Source organism: Mesorhizobium sp. SP-1A, assembly GCF_032460275.1.
Classification (GTDB): Bacteria; Pseudomonadota; Alphaproteobacteria; order Rhizobiales; family Rhizobiaceae; genus Mesorhizobium.
The window spans coordinates 39,394-56,962 of sequence record NZ_JAVXZD010000012.1; the positions used below are offsets into that span (position 1 = coordinate 39,394).

General features: G+C 64.2%; 17 protein-coding genes. 8 read left to right on the top strand and 9 right to left on the bottom strand.

The features are described 5' to 3' along the window. The first annotated feature begins 2 nt into the window (after positions 1 to 2). From QU595_RS28565 to QU595_RS28580, 4 genes are all read left to right on the top strand, one after another. Positions 3 to 398, top strand: a complete 396-nt coding sequence (locus QU595_RS28565; RefSeq protein ID WP_315928425.1) for a hypothetical protein — start codon at positions 3 to 5, stop codon at positions 396 to 398. After that, positions 361 to 2,397, top strand: coding sequence for a hypothetical protein (locus tag QU595_RS28570; protein ID WP_315928427.1), 2,037 nt, complete (start codon positions 361 to 363; stop codon positions 2,395 to 2,397). Before QU595_RS28565 ends, QU595_RS28570 begins: the two co-directional genes overlap by 38 nt. Before the next feature lie 79 nt (positions 2,398 to 2,476). Beyond that, positions 2,477 to 2,956 (top strand): DUF192 domain-containing protein, encoded by a 480-nt coding sequence (locus QU595_RS28575; protein ID WP_315928429.1) that lies wholly within the window; start codon positions 2,477 to 2,479, stop codon positions 2,954 to 2,956. A 92-nt stretch (positions 2,957 to 3,048) separates the two neighbouring features. Beyond that, positions 3,049 to 4,302: an ATP-binding protein gene (locus tag QU595_RS28580; RefSeq protein WP_315928431.1), complete on the top strand. Its 1,254-nt coding sequence runs from the start codon at positions 3,049 to 3,051 to the stop codon at positions 4,300 to 4,302. A gap of 191 nt (positions 4,303 to 4,493) precedes the next feature. Here the strand turns inward: QU595_RS28580 and xth are convergent, their stop codons facing one another. The 6 genes from xth to QU595_RS28610 are packed head-to-tail and all read right to left on the bottom strand — an operon-like array spanning position 4,494 to position 10,605. Continuing rightward, entirely contained in the window at positions 4,494 to 5,270 is a 777-nt protein-coding gene (xth, locus tag QU595_RS28585) for an exodeoxyribonuclease III (RefSeq protein ID WP_315928432.1), read from the bottom strand. Positions 5,271 to 5,273: 3 nt separating this feature from the next. Beyond that, positions 5,274 to 5,909 carry an alpha/beta fold hydrolase gene (locus QU595_RS28590; protein ID WP_315928434.1) on the bottom strand — a complete coding sequence of 212 codons (636 nt, stop codon included), beginning with the start codon at positions 5,907 to 5,909 and terminating at the stop codon, positions 5,274 to 5,276. Continuing rightward, complete coding sequence (locus QU595_RS28595; RefSeq protein WP_315928583.1) at positions 5,906 to 6,997, bottom strand: tetratricopeptide repeat protein; 1,092 nt, start codon at positions 6,995 to 6,997, stop codon at positions 5,906 to 5,908. Before QU595_RS28595 ends, QU595_RS28590 begins: the two co-directional genes overlap by 4 nt. Beyond that, entirely contained in the window at positions 6,997 to 7,866 is an 870-nt protein-coding gene (locus QU595_RS28600; RefSeq protein ID WP_315928436.1) for a Ku protein, read from the bottom strand. Before QU595_RS28600 ends, QU595_RS28595 begins: the two co-directional genes overlap by 1 nt. 20 nt (positions 7,867 to 7,886) lie before the next feature. Then, the gene (gene ligD / locus QU595_RS28605) at positions 7,887 to 10,340 is read right to left on the bottom strand and encodes a DNA ligase D (RefSeq protein ID WP_315928438.1); all 2,454 of its coding nucleotides are present in this window, start codon (positions 10,338 to 10,340) and stop codon (positions 7,887 to 7,889) included. A 10-nt stretch (positions 10,341 to 10,350) separates the two neighbouring features. Beyond that, positions 10,351 to 10,605 (bottom strand): hypothetical protein, encoded by a 255-nt coding sequence (locus tag QU595_RS28610; protein ID WP_315928440.1) that lies wholly within the window; start codon positions 10,603 to 10,605, stop codon positions 10,351 to 10,353. 381 nt (positions 10,606 to 10,986) lie between these two features. Here QU595_RS28610 and QU595_RS28615 point away from each other — a divergent pair, with 381 nt between their 5' ends. From QU595_RS28615 to QU595_RS28625, 3 genes are all read left to right on the top strand, one after another. After that, positions 10,987 to 11,424 (top strand): curlin, encoded by a 438-nt coding sequence (locus QU595_RS28615; RefSeq protein WP_315928442.1) that lies wholly within the window; start codon positions 10,987 to 10,989, stop codon positions 11,422 to 11,424. 64 nt (positions 11,425 to 11,488) lie between these two features. After that, on the top strand, positions 11,489 to 11,893 hold the full coding sequence (gene csgH / locus QU595_RS28620) for a curli-like amyloid fiber formation chaperone CsgH (RefSeq protein ID WP_315928444.1): 405 nt from the start codon (positions 11,489 to 11,491) through the stop codon (positions 11,891 to 11,893). 140 nt (positions 11,894 to 12,033) lie between these two features. Next, positions 12,034 to 12,450, top strand: a complete 417-nt coding sequence (locus QU595_RS28625; RefSeq protein ID WP_315928446.1) for a curlin — start codon at positions 12,034 to 12,036, stop codon at positions 12,448 to 12,450. Positions 12,451 to 12,465: 15 nt separating this feature from the next. Here the strand turns inward: QU595_RS28625 and QU595_RS28630 are convergent, their stop codons facing one another. Both QU595_RS28630 and QU595_RS28635 read right to left on the bottom strand, forming a co-directional pair. Further along, positions 12,466 to 12,726 (bottom strand): hypothetical protein, encoded by a 261-nt coding sequence (locus QU595_RS28630; RefSeq protein WP_315928448.1) that lies wholly within the window; start codon positions 12,724 to 12,726, stop codon positions 12,466 to 12,468. Between the two features lie 24 nt (positions 12,727 to 12,750). Continuing rightward, positions 12,751 to 14,085: a uracil-xanthine permease family protein gene (locus tag QU595_RS28635; protein ID WP_315928450.1), complete on the bottom strand. Its 1,335-nt coding sequence runs from the start codon at positions 14,083 to 14,085 to the stop codon at positions 12,751 to 12,753. A gap of 123 nt (positions 14,086 to 14,208) precedes the next feature. Between QU595_RS28635 and guaD the strand changes: the two genes are divergently transcribed. Then, positions 14,209 to 15,630 (top strand): guanine deaminase, encoded by a 1,422-nt coding sequence (gene guaD / locus QU595_RS28640; protein WP_315928452.1) that lies wholly within the window; start codon positions 14,209 to 14,211, stop codon positions 15,628 to 15,630. A 268-nt stretch (positions 15,631 to 15,898) separates the two neighbouring features. Here the strand turns inward: guaD and hutH are convergent, their stop codons facing one another. Beyond that, a complete protein-coding gene (gene hutH, locus QU595_RS28645; protein WP_315928454.1) occupies positions 15,899 to 17,404 on the bottom strand; it encodes a histidine ammonia-lyase in 1,506 nt (501 codons plus the stop codon). Between the last annotated feature and the right edge of the window lie 165 nt (positions 17,405 to 17,569).

Below are 17,569 nucleotides of genomic sequence, written 5' to 3' on the forward strand. Positions count from 1 at the left end.
CAATGCCCAGTCCGCGCTACTACCTCCGCCTCCCCCGGCACCAGGCAGATGAACTGGAGGCACTGGCGAGGCATCTCGATACCTCGCCGGCCCTTATCATCAAGCTTCTCGTTGACCGGACGCTTTCGGGGGTCGCGCCGCTTCTTGCCGATCACGACGAGCAGCTTGAGCATATCCATCTCACAATCCGGGACATCGCTCGTGTCCACCGTGATCTTATGAGTGACGGGGTCGTCGCGACCGGCCAAGACACGTTCCGGATCTTGGAAAAACTCGACGAGATAGCAAGCGCAATCGACTCTATCCGTGACGACGCTTTTGTGCGATCTTATACGATAGTGAAAGATTTGATCGCCGGCCATGATGAGAAACCCACGCAGGAAACCCTCCCGGTCTAAGCGTCGCCTGCCGTTCTACCACGAACTGATCGAGGATGATCCCAGTGGCGGCGGAGGAGGGGGAGGCAGTGGTGGCGGTGGACGGTCCTCTCATTCTCGTCGCCCCAATAGCTCGACCAGATCACGACCTGGCCTCCATGCTGCCAGCACCGCGCTGAGCCGAGCGACCGGCCACAATGCCGTCGTCGTCAAAGTGCTGTCCTATGGCGCCGGCGCAGGTTCCGCGCGCAATGTTCTCGAATACCAGGCCAAGGAAGAGCGGGCGATCGACCAGGACGGCCGCGAAGTCGTCAGCATCAAGGATGCGCTCGCGCAATGGGAACGCGATTTCACGACGCGCGAGGGTTCGAAGGACATTCTCCTCCTCACCTATGAGCTGCCGACCACTGACCGCGAAACCATTGTCAGGGCGCTCGACGATCTGGCAAACGACGGCATCTTCCAGGACGGCGACACTCAACGCACTTACGCCTACAGCATTGGCCCGGGCGTGAAGGACCAGACGCGGCTGAAGCTTGCCGTTGTCCTCGCCCATGAGAAATCGGACCGGGCTGATCGTACGACCGACAACCACATTCCGCCATCGATCGAAACGGTTCGGGAAATCGATCGTCGTGTCAACGCCCGCCTCGCGGAGCAGGGGATTGCGGCAGTCTCCCGCTATCCTGCCGAATTTGCATCCGGCCCAAAAGGGCTCAACGCCACCCTGCACGCCATACAGCGCCAGGATAACGCCGTCACGCTGTCGACCCATGCTCATCTGGTCGAACGCGGCAATAAGACACCGATCTACAAGCGCACCGGCGAGCGCCGCTCGATCACGACAACCGATCATAAGGAACTCACGGGAGAGGGCCGCACGGTTGGGGCTCTTCTGCAAAGCCGGCAACCTCGCGACTTCATGCACCTGCTTCTTTCCGGTCCCGCTAACGTCGATCGCGACAAGTTCATCCAGGCGGCAGGCGATTTTCTCGGGACGCAATTTCACGGACATCGCTATGCCTATGCGGTCCACAATCGTCACGAGGCGTCCAAACACCCGCATGTCCATGCCATCGTCAGCCTGAAAGGCCCCGGCAGGACCCGCCTCAATCCCAACATCCGCGATTTTACGGAATGGCGCGAACGATTTGCGGACAAGGCACGTGATCGCGGCCTGACCATCGATCACCAAAAGCGCCTGGATCGTGCCGGCCCTCCTCCCGTCAAACGCTGGGAATGGGAGATGTTCCGCCGCATGGGCGCCTACACACCACTCAACGTCATGACCAAGGTCATGAACAAGATTCGCGATACGCCGACCGCACCGATGACGCAGGCCGGCGTCGATCGCGTCAACGCATCGAAGAACGCCCTCAGCCGCGTCATCGACATGCTCGACACGATCGGCAAGGACCGGTCGCAGCCGAGCGCGGCGCGCGAACTCTCTAGGGACCTGACGATCGGACTGCGGCGCGAATATCGCCGCCTCGAAGACGCCGTCTCGCACGGTGAACTGCCTTCGCACGAGAAAGGAGAAATCCACATGCTGCGCAACACACCTATCACGTCCAGCCAGGCGAAGACCGCGATGGATGCGATCGCCGCCTCGGCGGCAACCGTCGCCAAAGCGATCACCAATCCCACCGAACGCGCGATCTTCGAATCCGCAGCCAGGGTGATTGACAAGGTCGTCAAGCTTCAGCTCGACTCTCGTGTCGCCAAAGGTAAAGAGCGGAAAGACGACAGGGCCTCGAACGCGACGGCGACCAAATCGACCGCCGGGCGCGAAGCCGTGCTCGAGAAGGGCGAGATCGATCGCACGGCGAGCAATCGCAGCGTCGACGTTTCGCGTATCGCCCAGGCCAATCAGGGCAGGGCGGTGCTCAACGATCGCCAGGAGCGGGGCCGCGACCGGGCGCAGGAACGGGAAGAGGAAAAACAGCCGGAACGGCAGATTCCGTCCCGCGTGGTCCTGACCCCTCCGAAGGATCGCGATCGCGGCGATCGCAGCCGGTAGAGTAGGGGATTGGGCCTTCGATGATTGGCCGGCCAGCCCGGCTCGACCGTCAATCCATGGTGGATCCGATCGCGGTAGTATGAGTACCGCGAGGACAGTGATTTTAAGCGCGTTGCCGGGTCTGATCCTCGGCGGGTTTGCTCTATCGGTTCTGGCCGGCGCCGGCGAAATTCAACCTGCCGCCAATCCGACAGAACGTTGTACGCTCACCTTTTCCGACAACATCGTCCTCGCCGATGTGCCTGTCGCCAGAACGCCCGGACAGATGGCCCAGGGGCTTATGTTCCGCAAAGATGCCGGATCGGGAATGCTCTTCTCGTGGCCGGAGGCCAAACAGCGCGTGTTTTGGATGCGCAACACGCTCATACCATTGTCCGTCGGCTTCATCTCGGCCGACGGGACCCTATTCGGGATAGAGGATATGTCGCCGGATACCGATGACTATCACTACTCAGCCGAGCCGGCGACAGACGCCCTTGAACTCGCTCAAGGCGTATTTGCTCGAAAAGGACTGCGACCCGGCGCGCGCTTGCTACGCAGGGAATGTCGCCCGGACTGAGCAAAGGCTTGCCATGCTTGCGGCCACGAAGCCGTTAAAATCAGACGGCACGCCACTTTAAATTGGACGGGCCTTGCGTTAAGCATAGACGCATGGTCAATTCGACATCGTCACATCATCTCATCGACCGCAAAGCTCGTCCGTTGGTCGAGACTGCGCTGTCCGATACACGGGTCGTGCTTGTCGTCGGCCCCCGTCAGGCCGGCAAGACGACGCTCGCAAGGCAAGTCGCCGGCCCCGACCGTCCCTATGTCACGCTCGATGACGCGGGCGCGCTGAGCGCAGCCCGTGCCGATCCGGTCGGGTTCATAAGAGGTCTCGACCGCGCCGTGATCGACGAAATCCAAAGGGTGCCCGAGCTGATGCTGGCGATCAAGGAGAGTGTCGATCGTAATGTCGAGCCGGGTAGGTTCCTGCTGACGGGTTCCGCCAATCTCTCCACCATGCCGATGGTGGCCGATTCTCTTGCCGGACGAATGGCGACGATCTCTCTTCTGCCGTTCGCCCAATCGGAAATCCGTTCCACGCCAGGGCGGTTGCTGGATCGAATCTTCGCGGGCGAGGAGCCGGTGGCGGTAGAGAATTCGCCCCTCGGCGGCGAACTGGTCGCGCTCGTCCTGCGGGGCGGCTATCCGGAAGCATTGCGCAGGACGGCAGTAACTCGCCGGACCGCGTGGCTCGAAGATTATGTGGCCCAGATCCTGGACCGTGACGTGCGTGACGTTGCCAATATCGACCAGCTCGACCGGCTGCCGCGCCTGCTGCAGGTCCTAGCCGAGCATGCCGGTCAACTGGTCAACAATGCAAGCTTCGGCGCGGCCCTCGGGCTGTCGAGCGTGACGGCGCAGAAATACGTCGCGATCCTCGAGCGGCTTTTTCTGATTAGAACTTTGGCGCCGTGGTCGAGCAACCGGCTGAGCCGTCTGATCAAGACGCCGAAGCTGCATTTCCTCGACAGCGGTCTCCTTGCCGCCTTGCGCGAAGATGAGGAACAGGCTTTGCGGCAGGACCGATCCCGGTTCGGCGCGGTGCTGGAGAGCTTCGTCGTCTCGGAGCTGCTGAAACTGGCCTCGTGGTCGGAGCGGCGCGTGTCGCTTTCCCACTATCGCACCAAGGATCAGGACGAGGTCGACGTCGTGATCGAGGATCGGCGCGGCCGAATCGTCGGCATCGAGGTGAAAGCCTCAGCAACTGTGCGCCCACAGGATTTCCGTGGGTTGCGCCAGTTGCAGGATGCAGTCGGCGACCGGTTTGTGCGCGGCCTTGTCCTGCATGACCATGATCGTGTGACGCCGTTCGGTGAGAAACTGCAGGCGGCACCGTTGTCCGTCTTATGGACGATGTAAAGTCGCATAATCGGAATTATGGAACTAAGTCGTTGATACAATTGACTATTCAACCTACCCTTGGCTGGTCACAAACCGCAGCACGTCGACCACGATATTTGAACGCATGACGTTCCGATGGCTGCAAGCGGTCCGCTCTCAAATGCCGGTGCGGAGAGCCCGCTCCCGCGGGCCGAATCCCGATAGGGCAACTACGAGGTCTCAAGTTCGATCCAGGCCGGCGCGTGGTCGCTCGCCTTTTCCCAGCCACGGACATCCCGGTCCACGCCGGCGGCGATCAGGCGCTTCGCCAGCGCGGGGCTGAGCAGCAGATGGTCGAGGCGCAGGCCGGCGTTGCGGCCCCAGGCGTTCCGGAAATAATCCCAGAACGTGTAGATGCGTTCGTCCGGATGCAATGCCCGGATGGCATCGGTCCATCCCTGCGCGACCAGTTCGCGAAAGGCCTCCCGCACCTCGGGACGGAACAGCGCGTCGTCCACCCAGCGCTCCGGCTTGTAGACGTCGAGTTCGGTCGGCATGACGTTGTAGTCGCCGGCGAGGACGACGGGGACGCCGTGGCCGAGCAGTTCCGACGCATATCGCTTCAGCCGCTCGAACCATCTGAGCTTGTAGTCGAATTTCGGCCCGGGCGCGGGATTGCCGTTCGGCAGGTAGAGGCAGCCGACCAGCACGCCGCTGACGGCGGCCTCTATGTAGCGGCTGTGCGGGTCGTCGGGTTCGCCCGGCAGACCGCGCCGGGTCTCGATCGGGTCGCCGCCGCGGGCCAGGATGGCGACGCCGTTCCACGCCTTCTGGCCATGCCATACCGCGCCGTAGCCGGCCTCGCGGATCGCCGCGACCGGAAAGCGCTCGTCGGGCGACTTCAGTTCCTGCAGGCAGACCACGTCCGGCTCCGCCTCGGCGAGCCAGCGCAGCAGCACGGAAAGCCGGCCGTTGATGCCGTTGACGTTGAAGGTGGCGATCTTCATCGCTCAGCGCACAAGGCCATCGGCCCAGGTCGAGACCTTGGCGGCCATGCTCTTCAGATAGTCGGCGGCCGAAAAGCCCGAAACGCTCTTGCGCGGCCTGAGGTCGTGGTCGCCGTCCTCCAGCCAGAAGACCTCGATCGCCTCAGAAAGCGTGTAGGCCGCCACCTCGTCGCGCGTGCCGAATTCGTCGCGCGTGCCCTGCACGATCAGGGCCGGCGTCTTGAGCCCCGCAAGGTGCTTCGTCCGCAACTGCTCGAGCTTGGCGGGCGGATGGAACGGATAGCCGAGGCAGAGCAGCCCGGCGATCTTTCCCGACGCATGGAGGTCGTCCGCGACCATGCTGGCGACCCGGCCGCCCATCGACTTGCCGCCGATGACCAACGGAGCCTTGGCATCGAGCGCGGCGACGGCGGCGAGATATTCCGGCTTGAGCGTTTCGGCGCGTGGCGGCGGCTTGCGTCCCGCATCGGTACGGCGGCCAGCCATATAGCCGAACTCGAAGCGGGCGACACGGAATCCGGCTTCAGCCAGTGCGCCGGCGGCGGCCGTCATCGAGGCCGAGTCCATCGGCGCGCCGGCGCCATGGGCGAGCAGGATGATGACGCGCGCGTCCCGCGGGCCGTCGAAGAGAAAATTCATGCCGCTCCCGCCGATTTCCGCGCCAGTTGCAGATCGACGAGCTGGAGGCCGCGCCTCGCCTTCTGGCCCCATTCCGAGGCGTCGTCGAGATCGAGGTAGCGCGACCACCAACGCCTCGCTTCATCGAGGCGGCCTGCGTCGTATTCGAGGCTGGCGAGATTGAAGATCGCGTCGGCAAAGTCGCCGTCGCGTGCGATGGCAGCCTCCAGGCACCGACGCGCGGCGCCGGTTTCGCGCTGCCTCGAATAAAGGGCGGCGAGGTTGAACCAGGCCTCGACGAATTGCGGATCGCGCTTGAGCGCTTCGAGATAGCACGTCCTGGCTTCTTCCGGCCTGCCGGCGGCGGCGAGGCAGTTGCCCCGGTTGAAAAAGGCCGTGGCGTCGGTCGGATCGAGCGCGATACAGCGCCGGTAGAGATCGGCGGCGTCGGCATGCCGATCCTGTTCCTCGGCCTCTTCGGCTTCGGCGAACAGGTCGTCCAGATCCTCGTCGGCGCCGCGCGCGAGCGGCAGCAGAACCTGACCGTCCAGTTCCGCCAAGCCCTCGGCCGAGCGTGCGTAGATCGCGTCGGCGCGTTCGGCGTGGAGCGATAGCGCCGTCAGCGATGCGACCGAGCCGGACCGGCGCACGGACTTGGCAATCGTGCTCCAGGTTGCGCCGGAGGCGATCAGGCCGGCATATTTCCTGGCGAGGATCAGATCGCGAAACGAGAACGGCTCGGCGTCGTGCTCGAACGCGTCGAACAGCGCGAGCAGGTCGAAGGCTTCGCCGGCGAGTTGCGATTGATCCAGGATCGAGCGCCGGCTGAGCGTGGACGTTGCCGGCTCGTCAAGAAGGCCGAGGGCGCGCAGGAAGCCGTTCTCGCTCAGCAGCGTCCGCCCTTTGCCCGTCTCCTGCCGGAACAGGCTTTCGATCTTCCGCGCGTCGGAGCGGTCGAGGAGCTTGCGCCCGAAGACGAGATGCGTGGTCCGCCGCGATACGCCGCGCTGCAGGTCGCCGCCTTGCGCCTGCACCTCGCGCGTCGCGAGCCGTCGCGGGAAGGCGGCAAGCCCGCCGACGAGGCCGAATGTCCTGCCTCGCGGCGAGATCACTTCTTGCTCTTGGGCGTGCGAGCGCCGCCGCTCGCCGCCACCTTGGCGGGCTTCTCGTCGGGCACGGCCTTGGTCTTGCTCTTCGCCGGCGGCTTGGTCTGACCGAGGCTCGCCTTCAACGCATCCATCAGGTTGATGACGTTGCCGCGCTCGGGCGCGGCCGCGATGATCGGCTTATGGCCTTTCAGCTTCTCCTTGATCATGTTCATCAAGGCGATCTCGTAGCGGTCCTCGTAGTTCTTCGGATCGAACGTGGTCAGCTTCTGCTGGATGAGAGCTTCGGCAAGCTGCAGCATTTCCGCATCGGGCTTGCCCGTCGGAATGTTGCCGAAATACTCGGCAGTGCCGCGAACCTCGCTCGGATTGCGCAATGTGCAGACGAACATGCCGGTTTCGCGCGCGCCGATGGTAACGACGCGCTCGCGGCTCGACAGGACCAAACGTGCGATGGCGAGCTTGCCGGACTTGCGCATCGCTTCGCGCAGCACGATGAAGGTTTCCTCCGCCATGGCGCCGTCCGGCGCGAGATAGTACGGCGCATCCTGGTAAATGACGTCGACGTCCTTTTCATCGACGAAGGCTTCGATGTTCATCGTGTGGTTGGATTCGATGCGGACGCTGTCGAGGTCGCCGTCTTCGATGATGACATACTGCTTGTCTTCGTACTCGTAGCCCTTCACGAGATCGGAGCGTTCGACCAGACCGAGTTCCGGGTCGACCGGCTTCATGTTGATGCGGTTGTGGGTCTTCTTGTGGAGCTGATTGAACGTGATGCGTTCCTTCGAACTCGTCGCCGGATACAGACGTACCGGGCAGCTCACGAGGCTAAGCTTCAGATATCCCTTCCAACTCGCCCTGGGTGCCATTTCCACCTCCTACGCGACGATCACGACCTGGTTACGGCCTTCGATGGCATTGGCAACTCTGCGGCGAAGTCATCGATATCCGCCCAGGGATCGCCAGTTGCGGCCACCAGGCCCGGCAGCGAAGAATAGTTCAAATCCTCCGCAGCGTCGATTGCTTCCAGGTCTGCCCATGTCAGCGGCGTCGAGGCCGGCAGATGCGGCCTCGCCCTCAGCGAGTACGCCGCCGCCGCCGTGTGGCTTCGCGCGTTGCGATGGAAGTCGATGAAAATCCGCTTCCGGCGGTTTTCCGCTCCCATGACGGTCGTGAACGTATCCGGCGCTGTGGCCGCGATGCGCGAGGATATTTCGCTGCAAGCCTGGTGGAACCGCCGCCAGCCGAACCTCTTCTTCACCGGCACGACCACGTGAACACCCTTGCCGCCGGACGTCTTCACGAATGGCTCCAGACCCATGCGCTGCAATTCCGAGCGGACGTGGACGGCCGCCTCGACCACTTCACGCCAGCCGACGCCTTCGCCCGGGTCGAGATCGAAGACCGCGCGGTCCGGCTTATCGAGGGATTTGCGCTCGCAGCCCCAGGTGTGGAATTCGACCACGCCGAACTGCGCCAGCGCCAGATAGCCCTTGGCGTCCTCGACCGAGATGTATGTCCTGGTCTCCCCCTCGGAATTCGTCGTGTCGAACGCGGCGATCGTCGCCGGCATGCCCGTGAAGGCATGGCGCTGGAAGAAGCAGTCCTGCGGCTTTCCAGTCGGACAGCGCACCAGCGAGACCGGCCGGCCTATGATGTGCGGCAGCATGAAGTCGCCGACCGCGGCGTAGTAGACCGCGACGTCCAGCTTCGTCGGCCCGGTCTTGCCGAAGATGCGGCGGGTTGGGTTGGTGACGAAGATGCCGGCAAGGTCGGAGTCGGAGATCAGCCGGTTGCGCGCCCTGGCCGGGCCGGCCGACAGCTCGACCTCCCGTAACCCCTTGAACACGGCGTGCCGCAAGGCGTTGTCTGCCGTGCGGTTCGAATAGTGGATGTGGGCGGTGAGCACCGGACGGACCGGTATCGCCTCCCGTGGCATGCCGTCGAGCCGCGCCGCGCCGTCTTCGAGCGCCTGCAGGCGCGCAAGGAGCGCGGGCAGCGTTTCGGCGTCGAAGCCCGAACCGCATTTGCCGCGATATTGCAATTCTCCATCCGCCCATTCGGCGAGCGCCAGCGCCGCCAGCCCCTCCGCAGCCTCCGAAGTCGTGTAGCCGGCGATGACGAAATCACCGACCTGCCTGGCCTTGGCCTTGGTCCAAGTGTCAGAGCGGCGCGACACGTAAGGTGAAGACGCCCGCTTCGACACGATGCCTTCGAGGCCCATCTCCGATGCCCGCTCGTAAAGGGCCGCGCCGTCGGATGCGACATGGTCGCTGAACTGCAATGCGCCGTTCGGCGTCACGGCACCGGCGAGGAGTTGGCCGAGCAAGTCCTTGCGCCTGTCGAGCCGCACGCCGGTCAGGTTCCAGCCGTCGAGATAGAGAAGATCGAAGGCGTAGAAGGTGAGCCTGTGCGTCTCGCCTGCCGCAAGCGCGTCCTGGAGGGCGGCGAACCGGCTGATCCCCTTGTCGTCGGTCACCACGATCTCGCCGTCGATGATGGCCGTGGCGCAGGGAAGCTTCGCGAAGGCGGCCTTGAGCACGCCGTAGCGCTTCGTCCAGTCGAGGCCGCTGCGGGTGATGAAGGCCACCCTGCCTTCCGCAGCGTGGGCCATCGTACGGTAGCCGTCGAACTTGATCTCGTGCAGCCAGTCGTCGCCCGAGGGCGGGCTTTCGATCGTCGTCGCCAGTTGCGGCTCGATGCGGGACGGCAGGGCGGCCTTGACCGCGCCCGGCGCCTTGCCGGGCTTCGGCGCGACCGGCTTCGCCGCCGCCCTGGGCTTGGCGACAAGCTCCTCGATGCGCCGTCCGGACTTCGTGCTTTCCGGCCGGTCGGACAGGATGTCGCCCGTCGTGCTGGCCGCCTGGTCGCGCTCCTTGAACAGCAGCCAGCCGGTCTTGTCCTCACCCTGCCTCGGCTTCAGCCGGGCGAGCATCCAGCCGCCCTTCAGCTTCTCGCCGGAGAGGCGGAATTTGAACGCGCCCTTCTCGATCGCCTTTTCGGCGTTGTCCATCGGCGCCCAGACGCCGGTGTCCCAAACGATCATCGGCCCGCCGCCATATTCGCCTTCCGGAATGACCCCTTCGAAATCGATGTAGTCGAGCGGGTGGTCCTCCGTCTGAACGGCGAAGCGCTTGTCGGCGGGGTTGAGGGAAGGACCCTTCGGCACGGCCCAGCTCTTCAATACGCCATCCACCTCGAGGCGCAGGTCGTAGTGGTCCGCCGTGGCGTGATGCTTGTGGACGACGAAGCGGTTGCCCCCTTGCGGTTGGACAGCGCCGGCAGGCTCCGGCGTCCTGTCGAAATCGCGCTTCGACCGATAGGTTTCGAGCTTCCGCGGCATCGAATGCTGGTCAGTCGTTCGGCTCGTCGTAGATCGGTTCGAGACCCAGTTCTTGCGGCGTTCGGCCCTTCAGCAGAAGGTCGAGAGAGCGCCGCCCGACAATATAGGCCTCGTTCGACACGATGACCCGAAAGCTCGGCTCCTCGCCGCCCTTGAAGCGCTTGGAACTGATGAAGACCTTCTGGCTATCGAGTGCGTCGGCAACGGCCTTGCGTTGCCTGAGTTGCTTCGCAACTGAATGTTTCGCTCGTTGATGCTCGCCCATCCGCGGATCTCCTCGCCAACAGGGGACGTATCGTCCCCACGATTGCACAGAAGGACGTTCGGATCGAGCGTCATCCTACAACGCCGGTCAACAAGATCGATGGGAACGCAGCGAGCGCACCTAATTGCCGCCGGCGAAGGCGAGGCCGATACCCCTCTGGATCTCCGACAGTCCAAGCACTCCAGGTAATCGCGGCAACCGCCAGACAGCGCGCGATGCGTGCCGGCAAGGGCGTCTCCGTTGCTTGCTTGGCGATCGGCGTTCCGACGCAACGTGCCATGAATTTCCAATGAACGGCGCCTTCAGCATTGGTTCCGGACGGCCTCTTTACAAGGGGAGCTGTTCAACCGCGGTTTCATCCGCACCGAAGGAGAGGTCAAAATGATCCGCACTTCCATCATCGGCACCCTGCTCGCCGCCGTCGTCGGCGCCACCGTTGCCGCCCCTGCCATGGCCAATGACGTGCGCATCGAACAATTCGGCTGGCGGAACTCCGCTGGCGGCGCGCAGAACGGCATCAGGAACCGCATCCGCGTTTACCAGGATGGCCGCTTCAACACTGCGATCGGGCAGCAATACGGTCATCGCAACCAGGCGGCGATCGGGCAGCAAGGCATCGGCAACTATGGCGCCACCTATCAGTACGGCAACCGCAACGTTGCGGGCATCGGCCAGTTCGGCTCGAACCACACCGCCATCCTGACGCAGGACGGCAACGGCAACATCGCGGCCGGCGTTCAGGTCGGTCATGGCTGCAACGCCGATGTCAGCCAGGGCGGCAGCGGCAATGTCGCGGCATTCGTCCAGACCTGCCCCTGACACGCGGGATCGGGCCGGGATGCGAATTCCGGCCCATCGCCCCGGTATGGCAAGGAGATAGTCCATGATCAGCGCAGACAGACGCATTCCCATCATCGCTGCGCTCGCGCTCGCGGGATTGGTCGCGGCGAGTGCGAGCGCCGCCCTTGTCGATAAGGACAATGCGGGCTCGGGACCGGTTCGCTGCGAAATTCGCGACAGGGTGCGGGGCAACATTATCTTCCTCGAGCCCGTCGTGCACGCCGACAAGAACGTGAGCGGCACCTACAGCGTCAGCGTGACCGGCGCAGGCGCGGGCGGCTCGTCCAGCATCCGGCAAGGGGGCGAATTCACCGCGACGGCCGGCCGCCCGACTACGCTCGGCCAGATGAGTGTCGGCGCCGCCGGCGCCTTCTACGACGTGAAGCTCAAGGTGACGGCGGCTGGAACGAGTGTCAGTTGCACCAGGCAGGTGACAGGCGCGATCTAGGCGGGCGATCGCGGCGATCAAGCGGGGGCTTTTTTCCGGACCGCTGAACGGCGGCTGAACGATGCCTTCCGGCCCGGTTCAGCCTGGTTCTGCCAGAGTCGGACATCGGCTGGTGACGGCCGGAGACATGGGAGATCATCATGAATTGCAAGATCACCGCCACTCTGGGAACTGCCGCCTTTGCGGCCCTGCTTGGCGTCTCGACGCTCGCGAGCCCCGCCAAAGCTGGCGGCTCGATCGCATTCTACCTTTCGCCCCGGACCGCACAGGACGCCCAGGCGATGGATTTTGGCCTGCGTGCCTATTCGCTCTACAATGGGCTGCGCGATGGCGCCCACATCAGTCAGGTCGGCCGCAACAACAATGCCGGCATCGGCCAGAACGGCAATGGCAACCTCGGTTTCATCCGTCAGCAAGGCAACGGCCATTCCGCAACCTTGCGGCAGAACGGCAACGGTAATTCCTATGGCATCTTCCAGTTCGGCAGGAACACCGACGCACAGGTCATGCAGAAGGGCAACGGGCAGAGCGGCACAGCGCTGCTGTTCGGCTGGTAAATTAGGAATGGCGCATCAAATCGCGTGAGGCGGGCAGGCAATCGTGATTTTCTGGCCGCCGATATCGGCGAGGTCGAATGGCAGGAAGCGCTCGACTTTCCGACGCGCGCGCTCGCCGAAATATCCAGGGCGGCCGACCTCACCGTCATGACCGCCCCGCTCGGCGCTTCCAGCGGCGACGCCTACCGGGCTGCCGCCTTGCAGCCCGCTTATCTGAAGCTCAACCCTGAAGTGGGAGACCAGCGCATGGCGGTGGTGCTGGGGCGGGACGGCCATGCGCCGCCCGCCCCTATGACCGACCTATCGGCCGTTCGGCAGGATCTGGTGAAGGACGATCGCCCAGACAGCACCGAAGGCGATCGAAGAGCCGAGCACATACTGTACGAAATCGGGCAGGGTCTTCACGAAGTCCTGCGGTGCGAGCGTCGCGAAGAGCGCCATCAGGATCGGCAGGCCGATGACGAGCATGTTCCTCTCGTTCAGCACGGTCGTTCGCACGACGCGGAAGCCGTTCATGGCGATGACGACGCACAAGACGCCGAACACGCCGCCGATGACCGGGCCCGGTATGGAGGCGATGACCGCCGAGAGCTTGCCGATCAGCCCGAAGACCACGAGGAAGATGCCGGCCGCCGCGAAAGCCGCGCGGCTGGCGATGCCGGTGATCGCGATGATGCCGGCGTTGGAGGAATAGCCGGTGACGGGCGTGCTGCACAGCAGCGCGCTGATCAGGCAGCCGATGCCTTCGCCGGTCGCGCCGCGGTCGAGTTGTTCATCCGTCAGCGGTTTGTCGATCACCGCGCCGATGGCGAACCAGGTGCCGGTGGTTTCGGCAAGAACCACGACATAGACGATCAGCATCGTCAGCGCCGCAGGCAGCGAGAAGGTCACGCCGAGGTCGAGGAAGGCGATACGCGGTAGTGAAAACCACGTTGCGTCTCCCACCGCCGCAAAGCTGAGCTGGCCCATGAACGCCGCCGCCACGCAACCCGCCGCCAGGGCGATGATGACGGAAAGCAGCCGCAACCAGGTGCCCTTCGCGCCGAGAGCCATGCCCGTCAGCATGCAGCCGACGAGGAATGCCGCCGAAATGAACGCCAGCACGATGTTGCCGCCCACGGTGGCGTTGCCGTGCACCGCGAAAACGCTTTCCTTCAGCGCTACCGGCATGAGCGCCACGCCGACCACGATGATGATGGCCCCGCCGACGATCGGCGGCACGAAGCGATCCACCAGGCGGTGGAATATCCTGGTCGGCGACCCCAGGAGCATCACCAGTATGGCGCCGGGAATAAGCGCCCCGACGACGGCCGAAATGCCGGCCATGCCGCCGCCGGCCGCGAACGCGATGGCCAGGACGGCCCCGATCGGAACGAAGGACGGCCCCTGGACGACGGGCAGGCGCATGAAGATCTGGGATTGCACCAGCGTAGCGAGCCCAGCCGCCACGAATGCCGACTGGATGAAGGCGCTTGCGTCACCGACGCCGAGCGCCAGCACGGAAGCTATGATGAACGGCACGATATACACGTCCATCGCCAGCACATGCTGAAGGCCGAGCAGCGCCGCCTTGCCGGGCGGCAGCGGATCGTCGGGCTGGGCGATCAGCGATATCTCTGGAGCAACTCTTTCCATCTACGTCCCCCTCTAGGAATTGGCCGCCGATCATGTGATCAGTCATCGCTGAAATACAGATGCCCGCACGGTTGCCACCGGCTTTTTTGCAGTTGGCGGCCGCATGACCCCAGAGGAACACGCATGAAGAGAGAGCCATTCCTGCTCGCCGGTACCGCCTTCCATACTCCGGAGCGCGGCAGGCTGGAGGTATTGGACGGTCATCTGTTCGAGATCGGCGCGGATGGGCGGATCGCCGGCATCCTTGCGCCCGAAGACCCCCAGTTCGAGACGAAGAAACAGCTTGCATCCGGCAGCGGCAGGCTGGTGCAGCTCGACGAGGGGCAATTCCTGCTGCCGGGCCTGATCGACCTGCATATCCACGCCCCGCAATGGCCGCAAATGGGCAAGGCGCTCGACGTTCCGCTCGAAGTATGGTTGCAGAAATACACCTTCCCGTTGGAGGCGAAGTTCGCGGACCTGGACTTCGCCTGCGAGGTCTATTCCGAACTGGTCGACGGCCTGCTCGCCAACGGCACCACCACCGCGCTCTATTTCGCCACCGTGCACGCGCCGGCCTCGCTGGCCCTGGCCCGGATCTGCCTTCAGAAGGGCCAGAGGGCGCTCGTCGGCAAGGTCGTGATGGACGACCCGGAACAATGCCCGGATTTCTATCGCGATCGTGATGCCGCGAGCGCGGTGGAGGAAACCCGCAGCTTCATCGAAGCCGTGCGGGAACTGGATCGCAGCGAACGGCCGCTCGTCCAGCCGGTCATCACGCCACGCTTCATTCCCAGCTGCACCGACGAAGCCCTGAAAGGCCTGGGCGATCTGGCCCGCCGGTACGGGTGCCACGTCCAGACGCATTGCTCCGAAAGCGATTGGGCCAAGGAGTTCGTCGAGACGCGTTGCGGCCGGAGCGATGCGTCCAGCTTGGACGGTTTCGGGCTGCTTACCCGCCACACCATACTGGCGCATTCCAATTTCATCGACGGCCAGGACATGGACCTGATACAGGCGCGCGGTGCCGGTATCGCCCATTGCCCGCTCTCCAACTTCTACTTCGCCAACGCCGTTTTCCCGCTGCGGACCGCCCTGGAACGGCAGATGCATGTCGGCTTGGGAACCGACGTCTCGGGCGGCTACAGCCCGTCCCTGTTCGACGGCTGCCGCCACGCCATGTCCGCCTCCAGGACGCAGCAAAGCGGCGTCCACGCCCATCTCCCGCCGCAAGAGCGTGGCGCGCGGGGCGAACCGATCAACCATCAGGAGGCCTTCTGGCTGGCGACCGCCGGCGGCGCGGAAGCGCTCGACCTGCCGACCGGCAGCTTCAGGCCCGGGCACGAATTCGATGCCCTGCTGCTCGACACCAGGGCGGCGGCGTCCAACATCGGCATCCGCCAGGGCGAAGACACGGCCGAGGACATATTCCAGAAGATCGTGCTGAACGCCACGCGGGCGAACGTGGCGAGCGTGTGGGTGAGCGGACGGAAGTCCGAACTGCGCGGCAGACCAACTGATCCCGCTTCCGCAACGGCCTTGCCGCCACTCGGCCGTGCATCGTAAGCGACCGGGATCTGTTCCGGCGTGCGTCGGGCCATTCCGTGTGCAGGCCACGGTAAAGAACATCGTCCGGAAAGCGTGGGAAGGAGTGGACACGCAAATGCGCTCTGCGTGGCGGCGCGAAGGCAACGGGTCCACACTTGCCGCCTGGGACAAGCATCAGCGTTGCATCATCGATCACGACAAGCGGCACCCTTTGGTGAGTACCTATGTTTTGGCCGCAATGTCCGCCCGCGAACGTGCCGTCACGGACGCTCTTCGGCCGCCGCGTTCAGTAAGCCGATACGCGCGGGCCGGGTAGCCCGGCGTCGATCAGGGACGAGGCTCTTTCAATGTCCACAGCCATAAAGCGATCCTCCATCCAGAAAGGGATTTCGGCACGAACGTGCCGTTGCAGTGCTTCAAGGATCGGGCTGGAGGTCGCCGGGCGACGAAGATCCAGTCCCTGCGCGGCCGCAAGCAACTCGATTGCCAGGATCGCGCGCAGGTTTTCGGCCATGTCGCCCAATCTTCGTGCGGCGTGGGTCGCCATGCTGACATAGTCTTCCAGATTGGCGGCCGTGGGAATGCTGTCGGTGCTGACTGCGTTGGCCAGGAACTTGTTTTCGCTGGCAAGGGCGGCGGCCGTCACCTGCGCGGTCATGAAACCGGAATTGAGTCCGCCCTGCGCCACCAGGAAGGGCGGCAGGCCGCTGGTCGTCTCGTCGACCAGGAACGCCGTGCGCCGTTCGGACATCGACCCGATCTCGGCAAAGCACATCGCCATCGTGTCGGCGGCCATGCCGATGGGCTGGGCGTGAAAATTGCCGCCGTAAAGGATATCGCCGGTTTCGCGGTCGATAAGCGGATTGTCGGATACTCCGTTTGCCTCGGCCTCGAGAACAGCGCCAGCGTAACGCATCTGGTCGAGCACGGCGCCCATAACCTGTGGCTGGCATCGAAGACAATAAGGATCCTGGACCCGCTTGATGGGCAGATCACCCTGCAAGGCGCTGCCGGACAGAAGCGCCTGAAGGTGGGCCGCCACCTGCCGCTGGCCCTTCTGGTTGCGCAGCCTATGGATTCTGGCATCGAACGCCCCGGCGCTGCCGCTGCCGGCTTCTGTGGAGAGAGCCCCGATGGAAAGCGCTGCGGAAAACAGATGATCGAGCAGGAAAAGCCCTTCGATGGCCAAAGCCGTCGAGACCTGTGTGCCGTTGACGAGGGCAAGGCCTTCCTTCGGCGTCAAGATGAATGGCTGCTCACCCTCCTGCCGGAGCGCTTCAGCTGCTGTCTTGCGCACGCCGCGGTGATAGACATCGCCCTCGCCGAGCAGCGCCGCGCCGATATGAGCCAGCGGTGCGAGGTCCCCCGATGCGCCCACGGAACCTTTCGACGGCACCACCGGTGTGATTTCAGCGTTCAACAGGAAAAGCAGCGCGTCGGCAAGGCCCTCGCTGACGCCGGACGCGCCTGCCGCGATGGTCGCCAGCTTGAGCACGATAGCGCGACGCACCACCGATTCAGCCAGAGGCGTTCCGATTCCGGCCGCGTTGGATAGCACCAGCCGCCGCTGTAGCTCCCCCAGCGCGCCGCCCTCGATGCGTTGTCCGGAAAGCGGCCCGAATCCGGTATTGACACCGTAGATCACCGCTCCGTTTCGAACGAGCCCCTCAAGGCGGGCATGGGCGATGCGGATATTTTTCCGACCGCGATCGGAGAGCCGCACCTTGGTCTGTCCGTGCAGCCTGCGCAGGTCCTCGAGCCTGACGGCGCCGGCTTCAATAAGAAAATCCATAAATCCTACCGATCCTCGCCTTCGAGTTGGATTCTGCGACAGTCAGGACCGCGGGATACCTTACCGACGGAGCACCGACCCTCCGGAAACGCTTCACCGCACGCGCGGCACGACATGCATGACGGCGTGATGCCACTTGCCAGAGCCCACAAGCACGGAAACCGG

What these genes read in the sequence shown, in the direction of transcription:
- QU595_RS28565 (WP_315928425.1), top strand. Translation starts at nt 3, where the DNA reads ATGCCCAGTCCGCGCTACTACCTCCGCCTCCCCCGGCACCAGGCAGAT.
- QU595_RS28570 (WP_315928427.1), top strand. Translation starts at nt 361, where the DNA reads ATGATGAGAAACCCACGCAGGAAACCCTCCCGGTCTAAGCGTCGCCTG.
- QU595_RS28575 (WP_315928429.1), top strand. Translation starts at nt 2,477, where the DNA reads ATGAGTACCGCGAGGACAGTGATTTTAAGCGCGTTGCCGGGTCTGATC.
- QU595_RS28580 (WP_315928431.1), top strand. Translation starts at nt 3,049, where the DNA reads ATGGTCAATTCGACATCGTCACATCATCTCATCGACCGCAAAGCTCGT.
- xth (WP_315928432.1), bottom strand. Translation starts at nt 5,270, where the DNA reads ATGAAGATCGCCACCTTCAACGTCAACGGCATCAACGGCCGGCTTTCC.
- QU595_RS28590 (WP_315928434.1), bottom strand. Translation starts at nt 5,909, where the DNA reads ATGAATTTTCTCTTCGACGGCCCGCGGGACGCGCGCGTCATCATCCTG.
- QU595_RS28600 (WP_315928436.1), bottom strand. Translation starts at nt 7,866, where the DNA reads ATGGCACCCAGGGCGAGTTGGAAGGGATATCTGAAGCTTAGCCTCGTG.
- ligD (WP_315928438.1), bottom strand. Translation starts at nt 10,340, where the DNA reads ATGCCGCGGAAGCTCGAAACCTATCGGTCGAAGCGCGATTTCGACAGG.
- QU595_RS28610 (WP_315928440.1), bottom strand. Translation starts at nt 10,605, where the DNA reads ATGGGCGAGCATCAACGAGCGAAACATTCAGTTGCGAAGCAACTCAGG.
- QU595_RS28615 (WP_315928442.1), top strand. Translation starts at nt 10,987, where the DNA reads ATGATCCGCACTTCCATCATCGGCACCCTGCTCGCCGCCGTCGTCGGC.
- csgH (WP_315928444.1), top strand. Translation starts at nt 11,489, where the DNA reads ATGATCAGCGCAGACAGACGCATTCCCATCATCGCTGCGCTCGCGCTC.
- QU595_RS28625 (WP_315928446.1), top strand. Translation starts at nt 12,034, where the DNA reads ATGAATTGCAAGATCACCGCCACTCTGGGAACTGCCGCCTTTGCGGCC.
- QU595_RS28630 (WP_315928448.1), bottom strand. Translation starts at nt 12,726, where the DNA reads ATGGCCGTCCCGCCCCAGCACCACCGCCATGCGCTGGTCTCCCACTTC.
- QU595_RS28635 (WP_315928450.1), bottom strand. Translation starts at nt 14,085, where the DNA reads ATGGAAAGAGTTGCTCCAGAGATATCGCTGATCGCCCAGCCCGACGAT.
- guaD (WP_315928452.1), top strand. Translation starts at nt 14,209, where the DNA reads ATGAAGAGAGAGCCATTCCTGCTCGCCGGTACCGCCTTCCATACTCCG.
- hutH (WP_315928454.1), bottom strand. Translation starts at nt 17,404, where the DNA reads ATGGATTTTCTTATTGAAGCCGGCGCCGTCAGGCTCGAGGACCTGCGC.